The sequence below is a fragment of the Nocardia sp. CNY236 genome, from assembly GCF_000482385.1.
Taxonomy (GTDB): domain Bacteria; phylum Actinomycetota; class Actinomycetes; order Mycobacteriales; family Mycobacteriaceae; genus Nocardia.
On the sequence record NZ_AXVD01000021.1, the window covers coordinates 68299 to 84385 of the forward strand.

At 66.4% G+C, this 16087-nt stretch carries 15 protein-coding genes; 10 read left to right on the forward strand and 5 right to left on the reverse strand.

The window, feature by feature from the left end; all coding sequences use genetic code 11:
• The first annotated feature begins 112 nt into the window (after nucleotides 1-112).
• Nucleotides 113-835 (forward strand): TVP38/TMEM64 family protein, encoded by a 723-nt coding sequence (locus K940_RS28285; protein WP_081706351.1) that lies wholly within the window; start codon nucleotides 113-115, stop codon nucleotides 833-835.
• A 79-nt stretch (nucleotides 836-914) separates the two neighbouring features.
• On the opposite strand, the gene K940_RS0113795 is transcribed toward K940_RS28285, so the two are convergent.
• The 5 genes from K940_RS0113795 to K940_RS0113825 all read right to left on the reverse strand — a co-directional run bounded on the left by K940_RS0113795 (nucleotide 915) and on the right by K940_RS0113825 (nucleotide 5624).
• A complete protein-coding gene (locus tag K940_RS0113795; RefSeq protein WP_028478030.1) occupies nucleotides 915-1874 on the reverse strand; it encodes a CorA family divalent cation transporter in 960 nt (319 codons plus the stop codon).
• A gap of 801 nt (nucleotides 1875-2675) precedes the next feature.
• Entirely contained in the window at nucleotides 2676-4397 is a 1722-nt protein-coding gene (locus tag K940_RS0113810) for an urease subunit alpha (RefSeq protein ID WP_028478032.1), read from the reverse strand.
• 70 nt (nucleotides 4398-4467) lie between these two features.
• Entirely contained in the window at nucleotides 4468-4785 is a 318-nt protein-coding gene (locus K940_RS0113815) for an urease subunit beta (RefSeq protein WP_028478033.1), read from the reverse strand.
• 9 nt (nucleotides 4786-4794) lie between these two features.
• Entirely contained in the window at nucleotides 4795-5097 is a 303-nt protein-coding gene (locus tag K940_RS0113820) for an urease subunit gamma (protein WP_028478034.1), read from the reverse strand.
• Nucleotides 5098-5177: 80 nt separating this feature from the next.
• Complete coding sequence (locus tag K940_RS0113825; RefSeq protein ID WP_028478035.1) at nucleotides 5178-5624, reverse strand: PaaI family thioesterase; 447 nt, start codon at nucleotides 5622-5624, stop codon at nucleotides 5178-5180.
• Between the two features lie 258 nt (nucleotides 5625-5882).
• Here K940_RS0113825 and K940_RS0113830 point away from each other — a divergent pair, with 258 nt between their 5' ends.
• The 9 genes from K940_RS0113830 to K940_RS0113870 all read left to right on the forward strand — a co-directional run bounded on the left by K940_RS0113830 (nucleotide 5883) and on the right by K940_RS0113870 (nucleotide 16046).
• A complete protein-coding gene (locus tag K940_RS0113830) occupies nucleotides 5883-6929 on the forward strand; it encodes an iron ABC transporter permease (protein ID WP_028478036.1) in 1047 nt (348 codons plus the stop codon).
• Nucleotides 6926-8023 (forward strand): iron chelate uptake ABC transporter family permease subunit, encoded by a 1098-nt coding sequence (locus K940_RS0113835; RefSeq protein ID WP_028478037.1) that lies wholly within the window; start codon nucleotides 6926-6928, stop codon nucleotides 8021-8023. Before K940_RS0113830 ends, K940_RS0113835 begins: the two co-directional genes overlap by 4 nt.
• Nucleotides 8020-8862: an ABC transporter ATP-binding protein gene (locus K940_RS0113840; protein ID WP_028478038.1), complete on the forward strand. Its 843-nt coding sequence runs from the start codon at nucleotides 8020-8022 to the stop codon at nucleotides 8860-8862. The genes K940_RS0113835 and K940_RS0113840 overlap by 4 nt, the downstream gene beginning before the upstream one ends.
• 73 nt (nucleotides 8863-8935) lie before the next feature.
• Nucleotides 8936-9325 (forward strand): BlaI/MecI/CopY family transcriptional regulator, encoded by a 390-nt coding sequence (locus K940_RS0113845; RefSeq protein WP_028478039.1) that lies wholly within the window; start codon nucleotides 8936-8938, stop codon nucleotides 9323-9325.
• Nucleotides 9326-9367: 42 nt separating this feature from the next.
• Nucleotides 9368-10306 carry a M56 family metallopeptidase gene (locus tag K940_RS0113850; RefSeq protein WP_028478040.1) on the forward strand — a complete coding sequence of 313 codons (939 nt, stop codon included), beginning with the start codon at nucleotides 9368-9370 and terminating at the stop codon, nucleotides 10304-10306.
• Between the two features lie 191 nt (nucleotides 10307-10497).
• Complete coding sequence (locus K940_RS28290) at nucleotides 10498-11883, forward strand: DEAD/DEAH box helicase (protein ID WP_051407174.1); 1386 nt, start codon at nucleotides 10498-10500, stop codon at nucleotides 11881-11883.
• A gap of 38 nt (nucleotides 11884-11921) precedes the next feature.
• The gene (locus K940_RS0113860) at nucleotides 11922-13358 is read left to right on the forward strand and encodes a GuaB1 family IMP dehydrogenase-related protein (RefSeq protein WP_028478041.1); all 1437 of its coding nucleotides are present in this window, start codon (nucleotides 11922-11924) and stop codon (nucleotides 13356-13358) included.
• Nucleotides 13359-13603: 245 nt separating this feature from the next.
• The gene (locus K940_RS0113865) at nucleotides 13604-14989 is read left to right on the forward strand and encodes a hemolysin family protein (protein WP_036528599.1); all 1386 of its coding nucleotides are present in this window, start codon (nucleotides 13604-13606) and stop codon (nucleotides 14987-14989) included.
• Nucleotides 14982-16046 carry a hemolysin family protein gene (locus tag K940_RS0113870; RefSeq protein ID WP_028478043.1) on the forward strand — a complete coding sequence of 355 codons (1065 nt, stop codon included), beginning with the start codon at nucleotides 14982-14984 and terminating at the stop codon, nucleotides 16044-16046. Before K940_RS0113865 ends, K940_RS0113870 begins: the two co-directional genes overlap by 8 nt.
• Nucleotides 16047-16087 lie beyond the last annotated feature (41 nt).

Here is a 16087-nt window from a genome sequence, read left to right on the forward strand (position 1 = left end):
AGCTCGGCAATTGCCTCGGTCGGTGGGTATTCGTCCCGCTTGCACCGATGGTATCCGGCGAATTCCAGGCTGCCTGCCCCTCCCCGCCGCTACCGACGAGTAACCTGTCGCGGTGACCACGCTGATCCGCACCCTGCGAATCGTCGCGCTGCTCGCCGGCGCGGCCGCACTGGTGGGCGCCGCACTACTGCTTCCGCTGCCCGGCCCACAGCTGATCCAACAGTGGGCAACGACGGTCGGCTCGCTGTTGCCACTGCTGTTCTTCCTGGTCCACGCGCTGGCAACGGTTGCACCCGTACCCCGCACCGTGTTCACGGTCAGCGCGGGTCTACTGTTCGGGCCGTCGCTGGGCATCATGCTCGCAGTGAGCGCAACAACCGTGAGCGCGGCATTGGCGATCCTACTGGTCCGCGTGCTCGACCGCGACCGAGTCGCCGCTCGGCTCACCCATCCCATGGTGCAGGCCATCGATGCGCGCCTCGCACGCAGAGGTTGGTTGGCGGTCGGCTCGCTACGGCTGATCGCGCCGGTACCGTTCTCGGTGATCAACTACTGCGCCGGATTGTCCTCGATCCGGTTCTGGCCGTATCTGATCTCCACCCTGCTCGGCGTCCTTCCCGGCACGATCGGCACAGTCGTTCTCGGCGATGCCCTCACCGGGGCGACGCATCCTGCGATGCTGGTCCTGTCGGGTGTGTGTCTCGTGGTGGGCCTCATCGGATTGGTCGTCGATGCTCGCTGGCGGACGGCACCGTTTGCGCTCACTCGCCCCCAGCCGTTGACGTGTGCCGATGGACAGCACGGGATCGGGCATCCGCTGAGTCCCGCCGGGTGAGACCCTCGACACCCAGGTTGCCGAGGCAGACCACTCCGGTTGTGAGACATCCGACATGAGGCTCAACCGGCGCTGCCCCTCAGTCGCGCGCAGCGACGATTCGGTGCCGCCGCTTCCACTGGAGGTAGACCGCTGGGATCGCCCCCACTGCCAGGGTCATCAGAGCGGTCGCCAGGGATCGATGCTGCCACGACGATTCGGGTATCCACGCCCACGTGGCCCAGTGGCACGCAATGACCACTGTCAGCGGGAGGATGGTCGCGACGACGACGGTGACCAGCTCCACGACCCGGCTCTGCGTGGCAGCCAGCTCGGTGATCACGGATTGCTGCAGGTAGCAGATCGTGCCGTGCTCGAGAACGGCACGCTGTCGCACCTCTTCGATCTCGGCGACGAGTGTCCCGATCAGGTCGTGGAGTTCGCCTCGCGCGCCCAGCGCCGCCTGTAGGTGGCGCGCCCCGCGCGCCAGGTGGAGTTGGGTCTGTTGGGTGCGTGCGGCTATGTGTTCCAGGGCGTTCATCCGGGATACCACGGAGTGCAGGTCGGCGACGGCGATCCGGCCGCCCGGCCGATCGCGGGTACGGCTTCGCGTCTCGATCGTGTGGCGTATCGCGTCCAACTCTGTGCTGGCGTGGTGAACCACTCGGCTCGACGCCTCGTTCAGCGCCCAGAACAGTGCATACATCACGCCATGGGCCGAGCGAGCGAGTGTGGTGTTGCCACTCATCTTCTCGATCGCGCGGTCGAATGGAAGGAAGTGCTCCGACGGTTGCAGTGTCACCAAAAATTCGCTGCTCAAGGCGAAAACGATCGTTTCGCGTTCCACGGTCTCGGCGCGCTCGTAGATGGCTGCCACCGGGAGATACCGGAAGCCGTCGCTGTCGTCGACCTGGCCGCGCGCGGCGGCGAAATCGATTCCGAGCCGTTCTCGCAGCACGGCAGCGGTATCGACGTCGTCCCTGGCAACGGGAATCCAATATTGCTGCAGCACTTCGGTGTCGAAATGATCGACCGGGGCGGTGTCGAGGAAGGTGGTCATCGACTACTGCTCGGAGGAAGAACCGCGCGAGATCGACGAAAATGCCGCCGATCGCCACCTACCTGCCGGTCCGTGCACCGACCGGTGACCGACGTCGCATCGACTCGCCGAAATCGGCTCGATACAAGGCATGTGGACTGGCCCGACCTCTGTGGCCATAGCAGTGGCTCCAATACTTGCTGTTCGTTCGGACTGAGGACCTCGCCCCACCGCACACGAGCGCGGGGAACGAGCCGGTCACGACACGACCAGTACGAGTCGAGTCGCGGGCGCAAAGCGACGCACTCGAGGTGACCCGAGATCACCCGGCGACATCGATCGATGGCGGACGTGAAGATCCGTGCCCGGTCCGGGGCCCGGCCGAATACACCGAACCTCTGATCATCGGCGAACCTCAACGACGTACCGACACACACCGTTGCGTGCGAACGGCTCGGCCGGTGATACCGATACTGTCATCCGGCATCTGCCGCTCACCTCGCTTCGCTGGTCGGCCGGCGCACATATTGCGCCATCCACCATTGGTAACTCGCCGATCGGAGCGGGTCAATCGCTTGCCCAAGTGTTCGACGGCACGCCATCCAGTGGCAACCTCACGATACACAAGAATCGGATTATGCTGTATAGCAATGTTTTTCGAAAGTATCGAGCCTGCTACAGCCCCGCTCGAACCTTGTCCCTCGAAGCAGAGGTGCGCACTCCCGTTGCCAGCTACCCTCGCCTATTGTCCGTCGCCATTCGAGGAACCGGCCGTGCTGTATACCGCCGGAGGGCTATACGGCGATGGGAAAGCAGCCGGTGTCAGAACAGGAAGTAACGCTGGGCCATAGGAAGTTCCGTGGCAGGTTGTTCGCGCCAGATCTCGCCGTCGATGCGGACGGTGAAGGTATCCGGTTCGACTTCGATGCGTGGCATCGCGTCGTTGTGCGGCATATCGGCCTTTCCGATGCGCCGAACATTGCGGACCGGTATCAGGTCGCGGTGCACCCGCAACCGGTCGGCGAGCCCCGCTTCGATCGCGTGCTCGGAGACGAAGTGCACAGAAGTCGCGGCAGCGCTCGTGGGGGCGGCGCCGAACATCGGGCGTGGTAGCACTGGCTGTGGGGTCGGAATGGAGGCGTTGGCGTCACCCATCGCGGCCCACGCGATCGCACCGCCTTTGAGTACGGCATGCGGACGGACGCCGAAGAAGGCGGGCTCCCACAACACCAGGTCGGCGAGCTTGCCGACCTCGACCGAACCGATCTCGCGGTCGAGCCCGTGCGCAATGGCCGGGCAGATCGTGTATTTCGAGACGTAGCGGCGGACTCGGGCATTGTCGGCGGCACCGTCGCCCTGCAGCGCGCCGCGACGACGTTTCATGACGTGCGCGGTCTGCCATGTGCGCAAGACGACCTCCCCGATACGCCCCATCGCCTGAGAATCACTGCCGATCATCGAGATCGCGCCGAGATCGTGGAGAAGATCTTCCGCGGCGATGGTGGACGGACGAATGCGACTCTCGGCGAACGCGAGGTCTTCTGGGATGGAGGGGCTCAGATGGTGACACACCATGAGCATGTCCAGATGCTCGTCCAGGGTGTTGATCGTGTGCGGACGGGTCGGGTTGGTCGAACTGGGCAGCACATTGGGGTGCGCAGCGACGGTGATGATGTCGGGTGCGTGTCCGCCTCCGGCTCCTTCGGTGTGGTAGGCGTGGATGCTACGCCCCGCGATCGCCGCGAGAGTGTCCTCGACGAAGCCGGCCTCGTTCAAGGTGTCCGAATGCAGCGCCACCTGCACGCCCGCGGCGTCGGCGACCGTGAGGCAGGCATCGATCGCCGCCGGAGTCGAACCCCAGTCCTCGTGCAATTTGAAACCCGAGGCACCGCTGCGCAATTGCTCCCACATGGCCTCGGCGCTGACGGTATTGCCTTTGCCGAGCAAGACGATGTTCAGCGGCCAACCATCGGTGGCTTCCAACATCCGCGCCAGATGCCACGCACCGGGCGTCACCGTAGTCGCTTTGCTGCCCTCGGCCGGACCGGTTCCACCGCCGATCAATGTCGTGATACCGGAACCGAGCGCCTCGTCCATCAGCTGCGGACAGATGAAGTGGACGTGGCAATCGATCGCACCCGCGGTGAGGATTCGGCCGTTGCCCGCGATGATCTCGGTGGATGGTCCGATGACCAGATTCGCGTCCACCCCGGACATGGTGTCCGGGTTGCCCGCCTTCCCGATCGCGCTGATCCGCCCGTCGCGGATTCCGACATCCGCCTTGATGATTCCCCAGTGATCGATGATCACCACGCCGGTGATCACGGTATCGGGAGCGCCTTCGGCCCGCGTTGCGCGGGACTGGCCCATGGACTCGCGCAGCACTTTACCGCCACCGAATACGGCCTCGTCACCGGCGCGCCCCGGGCCACCACTGCGGTCCTCGGTGATCTCGATCAGCAGATCGGTGTCGGCGAGCCGGATGCGATCACCTGTGGTCGGTCCGAACAGTTCCGCGTAGCGAGTACGACTCAGGTCGGTCATGCTGCATCCTTTCCGACACGAGCGGACCTCTGCATGATCACGCTGCGCTGCCGCTCGTGTACCCGACCGCTCACGCCGGTCGGTCCAGTCGGCCGGGAGGAGGGGAGCTGATGCCGTGCACTTCTCGACGGCCCCCCAGAGGTACCAGTGAAACTCGCTGACCGAGACCGGGTTCGAACCGCACCGCGGTACCTGCCGGAATATCCAAGCGGCGTCCGTGCGCAGCCGCACGGTCGAATTCCAGCGCGGCGTTCGCCTGGGGGAAATGCACGTGGCTGCCGACTTGCACCGGCCGGTCACCGGTGTTCAGCACATCCAACTCGATCCGGTCGGCCCCGACGTTCAGTTCGATCCGGCCCTCGGCACAGAGAAATTCGCCCGGAATCACACAACGCTCCTAGCCGATCGGGTGGTGTACGGTGACCAATTTCGTACCATCCGGGAATGTTGCCTCGACCTGGATGTCGTGGAGCATTTCCGGCACACCGTCCATGACGTCGGCACGGGTGAGAATCGTTCGCCCCGAAGACATCAGCTCTGCGACAGTGCGCCCGTCGCGCGCCCCCTCGAGTACATGGTCGGTGATCATCGCGACCGCCTCCGGGTGATTCAGCTTCAATCCGCGCGCTTGCCGTCGTCGAGCAAGTTCGGCGGCGTAGCTGAGCAGCAGGCGCTCCTGCTCGTGCGGCGACAGTCGCATCCGGGCTCCTCACCGGGTCGCAGTGGCGGGGTGATGGATATTGTGGCACGCCTGTTCACTCGGGCGTCGCGCGAGCGCCCTCAGCCACGGTGGGGCAGGTTCTGTATTCGTACTTGTCCCCGAGCGACAACCCGCTGCTGCTCATCGGTGATGATTACCTGCCACAACTGCTGCAGCCGGCCCCGGTGCACGGGAGTCGCCACACCGAGCAACGTGCCGTCGCGGACAGCGCGCAGGAAGTCGGTGTTGTTGTTCACGCCGACCACCGTGCCCCGATCACCGAGCCAGACACCGGCCCCGACGCTGGCGAGCGATTCGATGACCGTGCAGTACACACCTCCGTTCTGGATACCAGCCGGCTGGTAGAGGTGGGGTTTGACTATCCACTCGCCGCACACCCGGTCAGCGGTGACCTCGGTATAGCGCAAACCGATCACATCGGTGAACACGCCTTCGCTGAAGGCGTTCATCTGCTCCGGCGTAATGTCCGCCGGCGAACCGATCTGCGGCGTTTCCTGCTGTGTCATGCAGCCACTGTCGCACAGGTCACAGAGGCCGCCATCATGGGCCGGTGGACGAGGGAAGAGCGGCGGGCTCCAGCGATGAACGGAGCCCGCCGCGGCAGGGGATCGGGGTCGCCGCAGCCCTCGGGACACACTCGATCCGAACGCCGGTACCATAGTAGGCCAGGCTTACCTAAGTAAGCAACCGATTCCGATCGACCTGAAAACTAGGTTAGGCTTACCACGCTTGTCCGTACTCGTGAACAGGAGTCGTCTGTCGCCGTGACCACCCTCGCCACCGTGCGGCGGCGTCGCCTGTCCGGACTCTTCACCGTGGCCGTCCTGCTGTCGCTCACCGTGGTAGCCGGTGTCGCGATCGGCGCCCGTTCCCTCGCTCCGGGAACCGTATTCGACGCCCTGCACCATGCGGTGACCTGCTCCGGGGGACCGTTCACCTGCGCAGCACGCTCGACCGAGGAACAGATCGTGCGCGGTCTGCGCCTCCCACGCACCGCCCTCGCGCTGGCGTGCGGTTCCGCGCTGGGCATTGCCGGGGCGCTCATTCAGGGCTACACCCGAAACTCCCTCGCCGACGCCGGAATACTCGGACTCAACGCCGGCGCGGCGTTCGTCGCTGCGCTGAGCGTGTACCTGTTCTCCTTCGGCACCCCGGTACAGTACATCTGGTTCGCACTGGCCGGAGCGCTCGTGGCCGGAGTCGCGGTGTTCGGTGCTTCGACCATCCGCGGCGGCAGGGCAAGTCCGCTGAGCCTGGTGCTCGCAGGCGTAGCGGTGACCGCATTCCTGCAAGCGCTGACCAACGCCGTGGTGCTGTCGGACTCCACGGCATCGAATACCTACCGGTTCTGGGTTGTCGGAACGGTCGCAGGTCGCGACGGCGCAGTGTTCTGGCAGGTACTGCCGTTCCTCACGGCGGGCGTCGTGCTGGCGCTGCTGGCCGCGCCGCGGCTGAACCTGCTCGACCTCGGCGACGAGGTCGCCCGTGGGCTCGGCGTGCACGTCGGGCGAAGCCGAGCACTCGGACTGGCCGCTGTGGTGCTGCTCGCCGGCGCCGCAACGACGGCGGTGGGGCCGATCGCCTTCCTCGGACTCGTCGTTCCACACCTCGCTCGAGTGATGACCGGGCCGGACTACCGTTGGCTGATTCCGTACTCCGGCCTGCTGGGCGGGTTGCTGTTGTTGGTCGCCGACATCGTGTGCCGTGTAGTGGTCCGTCCTGGCGAGTTGGAAGTCGGGGTGATGCTCGCCGTGCTCGGCGCGCCGTACTTCATCGCAGTAGTTCGGCGCCGGAAGCTGGTGAGTCCGTGACGTCGACACCACCGAAGGACGCCGTGCCCACCCGACCGGCGCTGCGCATCGGACCGCTGTCGACGGTGTGGCGACCACGGTTGGCACTGACCGTCGCCGTGCTCACGACGCTGGCCTTCGCGTTGCTGTGCCTCGATATCGCGGTCGGCGAGTCGGGCCTACCGCTCGGGCACGTGCTGGACGTGCTGACCGGCGGTGGCACCAGAGCCCAGCGCTTCATCGTGCTGGAGTCTCGGCTACCTCGCGCCCTCACCGCCCTTGTGGTCGGAGTCGCGCTCGGTATCGCCGGCGCGCTGACCCAATCCATCCTGCACAATCCCCTGGCCGCGCCGGATCTGCTGGGCATAACCTCCGGTGCGAGTCTGGGCGCGGTGGCCGCGGTGGTCACCACCGGTGGCGCGAGCGCCTCGGCGGCCGCATCGATCGGCACACCGCTGGCCGCGCTCGCGGGCGGACTGCTCACTGCGGTAGTGATCTATGGGCTCTCGTGGAGTCGTGCCACCCCCGGCGGGCACGGCACCACCGGACTGCGATTGGTGCTGATCGGCGTGGGCCTCAACGCACTGCTGATGTCGGGCGTCAGTTGGCTGCTCACCCGCGCCAGCCTGGCCGACGCGCACCGGGCACAGCTGTGGCTGAGCGGATCACTCGATGCCGCAGACGCCGCGCACCTGGCGCCGGCCGCGATCGCCACCGGCTTCGTCGCCCTGGTCGCCACCGGCTCCATGCGTACAGTCGCCGCGCTACGACTCGGCCTGGAGACCACGCGCGCACTCGGAGTGCGGATTCAGACCCAGCAGGCACTACTACTCGGCGCGGCCGTGGTCGCCGCATCGGTCGCAACCGCTGCAGCGGGGCCGATCGGCTTCGTCGCTCTCGCCGCACCGCAGGTCGCCCGGCGCCTGTTGCGCACCCCCGGCGAACCTCTTGTCGGCGCCGCGCTGATCGGAGCCGTCATGGTGATCGGCGCGGATGTGGTGTCACGCACGCTGTTCCCGGTCGAGCTCCCCGTCGGCATAGTGACCGCCATGTTCGGCGGCCCTTTCCTGCTGTATCTGCTCGTGCGCGTGAACAGAAAGGCGACGCTGTCATGACCCACACCGATACCCGACTGACCGCCGATCGCGTCACTCTCGGCTATGGCAAACACACGATCGTCGACCGACTGAGTGTGACCATCCAGGCCGGCGTGATCACCACGGTCATCGGACCGAACGGCTGCGGAAAATCCACTCTGCTGCGCTCCCTGGGCCGCCTACTGCATCCACGCGCCGGCCGAATCCTGTTGGATGGTAAAGCGATCTCGACCCTGCGAACCAAAGACGTGGCCCGGATCATCGGTATGCTCCCCCAGTCGCCGCTCGCCCCAGAAGGACTCACCGTCGGCGACCTCGTCGCACGCGGTCGCCACCCGCACCAGTCATGGTTGCGGCAGTGGTCTGCCGCGGACGAATCCGAAGTGGCGGCTGCGCTCGAGCAGACCGGAGTCGCCGATCTGGCCGATCGCCCACTGGACGAATTGTCCGGCGGGCAGCGCCAGCGCGCGTGGATCTCCATGGCCTTGGCCCAGGGCACCGACATCCTGCTACTCGACGAGCCCACCACCTACCTCGATCTGGCGCATTCGATCGAGGTCCTCGATCTGGTCGACCGATTGCATGCCGATCTGGGACGCACGGTGGTCCTGGTGCTGCACGACCTGAACCTCGCCATCCGATACAGCGACCAACTCGTCGTCATGCACCGGGGTCGCGTCGTCGCCACGGGCACCCCGACCGAGGTGGTGTCGGTGGAGTTGTTGCGGGAGGTTTTCGATCTCGATGCGACGGTGCTCGAAGACCCGATCTCCGGCAGACCGATGATCGTGCCGATCGGTGCCAGACACGTGCGGGGCGCAGCAGGCGGACCGACAGCCCCCGGTCCCATCGCGTGACACGCGGCACACGCCACGCACATCGTTACGACACCGTGTAGTACGCATCGAAAATTTTGCGTAAGATTATGGGATGACAGGTCTTGGTGAACTCGAGAAAGCGGTCATGGGCCAATTGTGGTCGGCTGACGAACCACAAACGGTCCGGCAAGTGCACGAGGCCCTCGCCGCACGCCGTGAGCTCGCGTACACCACGGTGATGACCGTGCTGCAGCGCCTTGCGAAAAAGAACCTCGTGGTCCAGCGACGCGACGACCGAGCACACCGCTACGCGCCGGTGCACACTCGGGACGAACTCGTGGCGAGTTTGATGGTGGACGCCCTACAGCAAGCAGAGGAGGCGGGGAGTCGAGCCGCCGCGCTGGTGCACTTCGTCGAGCAAGTCGGAAAGAACGAGACCGACGCACTTCGGGAGGCACTCGCTAAGCTCGAAGCAACCGAGGACTCGGCTCCACCACAGTAGCCCCTCGGCCACCCTGGCCCCACGATGCAGTGAGCTGAGTCGATGAACGCAACCGCGCCGGTCTTCGCCGGACTCGCATTGCTTCTCGCGGGGCCTGTCCCGGCCGCGCTCAGCCGGGCGACCTGGACTCTCCGGACTCCCCGCGCAGCGTTGGTGCTCTGGCAGGCCATCGCGCTGGCCGCGGTGCTCAGCGCGTTCGGGTCCGGGCTGGCAATCGCAGCCGAACTCTTGGTACCCGGCCCGGACGGACGGCCGACGACATCCCCGACGCGCGAAATCGACGCGCTCGGCCTCCCCCTGTGGTCGGCCTACGTACTGGTGTTCGGACTCACGCTCCTGGTCGGCGCCCGCCTGAGCTACGCGATCATCCGGGTCGCGGTACACACCCGCAGGCGGCGCGCGCGCCACCGTATGCTCGTGGACCTACTCGACCAGAGTGGCCCCTATCGACCTGCCGCCGACATCCGAGTGTTGGCCGCCCCCGAACCGATCGCCTACTGCCTGCCCGGATTGCGCCAACGCGTCGTCCTCAGCGAAGGCACCTTCGCCAATCTCGCCGAGGCCGAGGTCACCGCGATCGTCACCCACGAGCGCTCCCATCTGCGGGCACGGCATGATCTGGTCCTGGAGGCGTTCACCGCGGTGCACGAAGCATTTCCCCGGATAGTGCGCAGCAGAGCAGCACTGGGTTCGGTGAAGCTGCTCGTCGAATTGCTCGCCGACGATTCCGCGGTCAAAGTGACCGGGCCGAAACCTCTGGCGCGTGCCCTGGTCGCGTGCGCGAAGTCCACTGCCCCGCAGGGAGCCCTCGCCGCGGGCGGCCCCACCACACTCATTCGCATCCAACGACTGAGCAACCAGATCGGCGACGTACGGATCGCTACGGCCGCCTACCTCGGATCGGTTGCCATTCTGGTGGTACCGACACACGCTGTGGCCGTGCCCTGGCTCGTGGAAATCAGTCGGCTGTTCCAGAGTTGACCCGGCAACACGTATCCTGGGCGCTGGTCCGTCCCATGATCGACCGTGTCGGCTGCACGCGCCCGGCGAACCGCGCCACAGCCACACAGCGACCGCGTCGAGACCACACAGCGGTACACAACCGCATTCACTCTCACCGAGCAACGCATTCCCCATCGAACGCGTTGTGCAACGAAAGGCACTCCCACCCCGTGATCCCCTCGACTACCGCCGCCACGACACCTGGCGTGATCTCCTTCGCCGGGCTGGGCCTACCCGCCGTGCTCGTCCAGGCGCTGCGACGCGAGGGCATCGAGACCCCTTTTCCGATCCAAGCCGCCACGGTGGCCGACGCCCTGGCCGGCAAAGACGTGCTCGGTCGGGCATCGACCGGGTCCGGCAAGACCTTGGCCTTCGGCCTGCCGATGCTCACCCGCCTGGCGGGGAAACCGGCCCGGCCGGGCCGTCCACGGGGCCTCGTCGTGGTTCCGACACGGGAACTGGCCGCACAGGTCGAGCGAGCGCTCGACGGCCCGGCGCTCGCGCTCGGGCTACGCATCGCCGCGGTGGTCGGCGGCTTGCCGATCAAGCGCCACGCGGCCCGACTCGGCCACGGCGTCGACCTGCTCATCGCCACGCCGGGGCGGCTCGCCGATCTGCTCCAGCACGGATACGCCGACCTGTCCGATGTGGCCATCACCACGTTGGACGAGGCCGACCACCTGGCCGACCTGGGTTTTCTACCGCAGGTCAGCAGGCTGCTCGACCGCACGCCCCGAGACGGCCAACGCCTGCTGTTCTCGGCCACCTTGGACAGCGAGATCGACACGCTGGTTCATCGGTATCTCCGCGAGCCGGTGTTGCATGCCACCACGCCGGCCGTGGCGTCGGTCACGACCATGGCGCACCATGTGTTGTATGTGCCGGACAAACCCACCAAGCGTGCGGTCGTCGCGGAGATCGCCGCCAGGGACGGCCGAACCATCATGTTCGTTCGCACCAAGCACGGCGCCGACCGGCTCGCCAAGCAACTGCGCACTGCGGGCGTGACCGCCGGCGCACTCCATGGCGGCAAGGCGCAGAACAATCGTGCCCGCACTCTCGCGGCCTTCGGCGATGGCTCCGTGCCGGTGCTGGTCACCACCGACGTTGCAGCACGCGGCATACACATCGACGACGTGTCCCTGGTCGTCCATGTCGATCCGCCTGCCGAACCGAAGGCCTACCTACATCGCGCTGGTCGTACTGCGCGCGCTGGAGCGGACGGCGTGGTGGTCACCCTGGCGTTGACCGACCAACGCCACGATGTCCAGGCGATGATGCGCAAAGCCGGTATCGAGGTCGATGGCGTCGAGGTCGGCCCGGGTGAGCAGAGGCTGATCGAGATCACCGGAGCACGGCAGCCGTCCGGTCGCCCCGTTCCGATAGCCGACCCGACCTCGCCGACCCCGACACCCGAGGTACGAAGCGCCGCACGCCGAGCGTCGACCCGCAGACACAGCCCGGCCGACGGGCCCGACGCCGGCCGGGGGAAGAAGTCGCGCCGCCGACCGAACCCGACATCGGGTCGGGCCGGTGCATCCAGCAAAACCCGCTGACCACCCCGGACGACCTCGGTCGGGCTATCATCGCTCGAGTGCGCTTTCTCCCTGGTCACCAGCCGCCCTATGACCTCACCTACGACGACGTCTTTCTCGTTCCGAACCGGACGGACATCGCCTCGCGCTTCGACGTCGACCTGTCGACCGACGACGAATCGGGCACCACCATCCCGATCGTCGTGGCCAATATGACCGCTGTCGCCGGTCGCAGAATGGCAGAGACCGTGGCCCGCCGCGGCGGGTTGGTCGTACTCCCCCAGGACCTGCCGATCACCGCCGCGGCCGACACCATCGCGTTCGTCAAGAGCCGATCGCTCACGATCGACACACCCGTCACCCTCGGACCCGATCGCTCGGTCTCCGAAGCCGTCGCACTCATGCACAAACGCGCCCACGGCGCCGTCGTCGTGATCGACGATGGCCGGCCGGTGGGTGTGGTCACCGAAACCGCTTGCGCCGACGTCGACCGTTTTGCCCGGCTGCGCGAGATCGCCCTCACCGATTTCGTACACGCACCGGCGAATACCAGCCCCCGTGACCTGTTCGACCTGCTGCACGCCGAACACGCAGACTTCGCAGTGCTGACCGGCGAGGACGGTTCCTTGGCCGGAGCGCTCACCAGCACCGGCGCCCTTCGTGCAGGCATCTACCAGCCCGCGGTCGACGCGTCCGGTGAGCTGCGCATAGCAGCGGCGATCGGAATCAACGGCGACGTGGCCGCCAAAGCCAAGTCCCTGGTCGACGCGGGCGCCGACCTCCTCGTGGTCGACACCGCCCACGGTCATCAGACCAAGATGCTCGAAACTCTGACTCTCCTCGGTGACCTCGGGCTCGGCGTGCCGCTGGTGGCAGGCAACGTGGTCTCTGCCGAGGGCACCAAAGAGCTCGCCGCGGCAGGTGCGGACATCGTCAAAGTCGGTGTGGGCCCGGGGGCGATGTGCACCACCCGGATGATGACCGGTGTCGGCCGGCCGCAGTTCTCCGCGGTCGCCGAATGCGCGCAGGCTGCACGAGAAGTCGGCGCGTGTGTGTGGGCCGACGGCGGCGTACGCCATCCCCGCGATGTAGCACTCGCTCTGGCCGCAGGAGCGTCCAACGTGATGATCGGGTCCTGGTTCGCCGGCACCTACGAGTCTCCGGGCGACCTTCGTGTCGACCGGGACGGCAATATGTACAAAGAGAGCTTCGGCATGGCGTCCAAACGCGCCGTCGCTGCCCGCACCGCCTCCGACAGTGAATTCGACCGCGCACGAAAAGCACTGTTCGAAGAAGGCATCTCCAGTTCTCGAATGCGACTGGACCCCGAACGCCCCGGCGTCGAGGATCTCATCGACCACATCTGCTCCGGTGTCCGCAGCGCCTGCACCTACGCTGGCGCTCGCAACCTGAGCGAGTTCTACGACAAGGCGGTGATCGGTGTGCAGTCGGCGGCCGGTTTCGCCGAGGGACGCCCGCTGCCGAGCGGGTGGTGAAGGTCGACACAACGTTCGACAGCGCACCGGCGCCCGCGTGCGACCACGCGGGCCGGTAGCATGGTGATTGCCGGACACCGGCGCAACCCTACTTTTCGCGAAAGGAACCAGTTGTCACCCGCGTCCGAGGGCGCCGCACAGGAGGGCTCCTCTACCGAGCCGGGTGACAAACCCGGCGTCCCCTTCCGCACGGCAGCTCTATTCTGCACAGACCGTTTCCCGGCATCAGTCAGGTGGTGTTGACGATGTCCGTCGCGCTCACTGTGCTCAGTCTGATCGGGTTCATCGCGCTCACCGCCGGCACCGCTCTGTTCGTTGCCGCCGAATTCTCCCTCACCGCGCTGGAACGCAGCTCCGTCGAGGCGCACGCCCGCACCGGTGACGTGCGCGCGCGCATGGTGCGCAAGGCGCACCGAACCTTGTCGTTCCAACTGTCCGGCGCCCAGCTCGGCATCACCATCACCACCCTGTGCACCGGCTATATCGCCGAACCGGTCCTGGCCAGGCTGCTGCACCCGCTACTCGGCGCGATCGGGCTGAACGACGCCGTCGCCGGGGGCCTCGCGCTCACCGTGGCATTGATCGCAGCCACCTCGCTCTCGATGATCTACGGCGAGTTGGTACCCAAGAACATTGCCATCGCCGAGCCGCTGGCCACCGCTCGTGCGACGGCCGGCCCGATGATCGCCTTCTCGATGGTGTTCAAGTGGATGATCCGCTTCCTCAATGGCACAGCCAATGGCGTCGTCCGCGGCCTGGGCGTGGAACCGGCGGAGGAGTTGCGCTCCGCGCGTTCGCCCCAGGAGCTCGGATCCTTGGTGCGCACCTCGGCCCTGCGCGGCGCGCTCGACCAGCGCACCGCGCAGGTGATGGACCGCTCGCTACAGTTCGGTGCGCGCAGCGCCGAAGAACTGATGACACCGCGGGTGAAGATCGAATCCTTGGACAAGGACGACACCATCGCCGATCTCCTCGCCGCGGCCGGTCACACCGGCTACTCCCGGTTCCCGGTGATCGACGGCGATCTCGACAACACTCTCGGCGTCGTACACGTCAAACAGGCCTTCACGCACCATCCGAGCGCGCGCGGGACCGTTCCGGTGGCGCTGCTGGCCCGCCCCGTTCCGATCGTGCCCGACAGCCTCGACGGTGACGCAGTGCTCGAACGCATCCGCGCCGACGGCATGCAGGTTGCATTGGTGGTGGACGAATACGGCGGCACCGCAGGAATGGTCACCATGGAGGACATCATCGAGGAGATCCTCGGCGATGTCCGCGACGAACACGACGAGGAAGAGCGTGATGTGCGGCGTGTCTCCGACGGCTGGGACTGCTCGGGCCTGCTACGGGTCGATGAAGTGTCCCGCGCGACCGGATACGACGCCCCGGGCGGCGAATACGAGACGCTGGGTGGTCTGGTATTGACCAGGTTGGGTCGCATCCCGGTGGCAGGTGATGAAGTCGCACTGCCGACTCCACGCTCGCAATGGGCTACGACCGAGGGCGAAAGCGACGGCGACGGTAGCTGGATTGCCCGTGTCGACCGGATGGATGGCAGACGCATCGACCGTGTGCGCCTGATCCCGGTCGCCGCCGGCGCCGTCGCAACGGAGGAACACAGCAATGGGTGACGTGTTCGGTGTGGTACTCACCATCCTGTTGCTCGGCGGCAACGCCTTCTTCGTCGCTGCGGAATTCGCCCTCATCTCCGCCCGACGCGACCGACTGGAGGCGTTGGCCGAGCAGGGAAAACGGAACGCGAACACCGTGATTCGGGCTGGTGAGAATCTATCGATGATGCTCGCGGCCGCCCAGTTGGGCATTACGATCTGCTCGATTCTGCTCGGGCGCGTGGGCGAGCCGGCCGTTGCACACCTGCTCGAACGTCCATTCGAGGTACTCGGTTTGCCGGACCAGCTGCTGCACCCAGTGGCCTTCGCCGTTGCGCTGGCCATCGTCGTGGTCCTCCATATCCTGTTCGGTGAGATGATCCCGAAGAACATCGCATTGGCCGGACCGGAACGCAGTGCCCTGCTGCTGGTTCCGGTCCACCTGATCTGGCTGCGGCTGGCGCGCCCACCGATCGCGCTGTACAACTGGGCGGCCAACCTGTCACTGCGTCTGTTGCGGATCGAACCCAAGGACGAGCTCGAGGCCACAGTGTCCTCGGTCGAACTGGCCGAGATGATCGGGGAGTCGCGCTCGGAGGGCCTGCTCGACGAAGAGGAGCACCGGCGCCTCACCCAAGCACTCGGTACCAGTGACCGGGTGGTCGGCGACGTGATGGTGCGGTTGGCGGCGACACGCTCGGTTCCGCTGCACGGCAACGGGACCACACTCGGCGATATCGAATCCGCTGTGGCCGAGACCGGGTTCTCCCGCTACCCGGTGCAGGCGAACGACGGTTCGCTGGTCGGTTACCTACACGTCAAGGACGTCCTCGACAAGGTAGCCGACGACACCGCCGGACCCACGACCACGATCCCGCGTACCGACATCCGACCACTGCCCACGGTGGGCATGGGCACCACCCTCTACGAGGCCTTGGCACGTCTGCGCCGCACCAGCAGCCACCTCGGCCGAGTGGTCGATGAGCGGGGGAACACCACCGGTATCGTGGCTCTCGAGGATCTGGTGGAAGAATTCGTGGGCACCGTCCGGGACGGAACGCACCGGGTGATCGAATGATGGACCACCGGGCGACCACCCCAGCCTGCTGTCGTCACGAG

What these genes read in the sequence shown, in the direction of transcription:
- K940_RS0113795 (WP_028478030.1), bottom strand. Translation starts at nt 1,874, where the DNA reads ATGACCACCTTCCTCGACACCGCCCCGGTCGATCATTTCGACACCGAA.
- K940_RS0113810 (WP_028478032.1), bottom strand. Translation starts at nt 4,397, where the DNA reads ATGACCGACCTGAGTCGTACTCGCTACGCGGAACTGTTCGGACCGACC.
- K940_RS0113820 (WP_028478034.1), bottom strand. Translation starts at nt 5,097, where the DNA reads ATGCGACTGTCGCCGCACGAGCAGGAGCGCCTGCTGCTCAGCTACGCC.
- K940_RS0113825 (WP_028478035.1), bottom strand. Translation starts at nt 5,624, where the DNA reads ATGACACAGCAGGAAACGCCGCAGATCGGTTCGCCGGCGGACATTACG.
- K940_RS0113840 (WP_028478038.1), top strand. Translation starts at nt 8,020, where the DNA reads ATGACCCACACCGATACCCGACTGACCGCCGATCGCGTCACTCTCGGC.
- K940_RS0113845 (WP_028478039.1), top strand. Translation starts at nt 8,936, where the DNA reads ATGACAGGTCTTGGTGAACTCGAGAAAGCGGTCATGGGCCAATTGTGG.
- K940_RS0113850 (WP_028478040.1), top strand. Translation starts at nt 9,368, where the DNA reads ATGAACGCAACCGCGCCGGTCTTCGCCGGACTCGCATTGCTTCTCGCG.
- K940_RS0113865 (WP_036528599.1), top strand. Translation starts at nt 13,604, where the DNA reads ATGTCCGTCGCGCTCACTGTGCTCAGTCTGATCGGGTTCATCGCGCTC.
- K940_RS0113870 (WP_028478043.1), top strand. Translation starts at nt 14,982, where the DNA reads ATGGGTGACGTGTTCGGTGTGGTACTCACCATCCTGTTGCTCGGCGGC.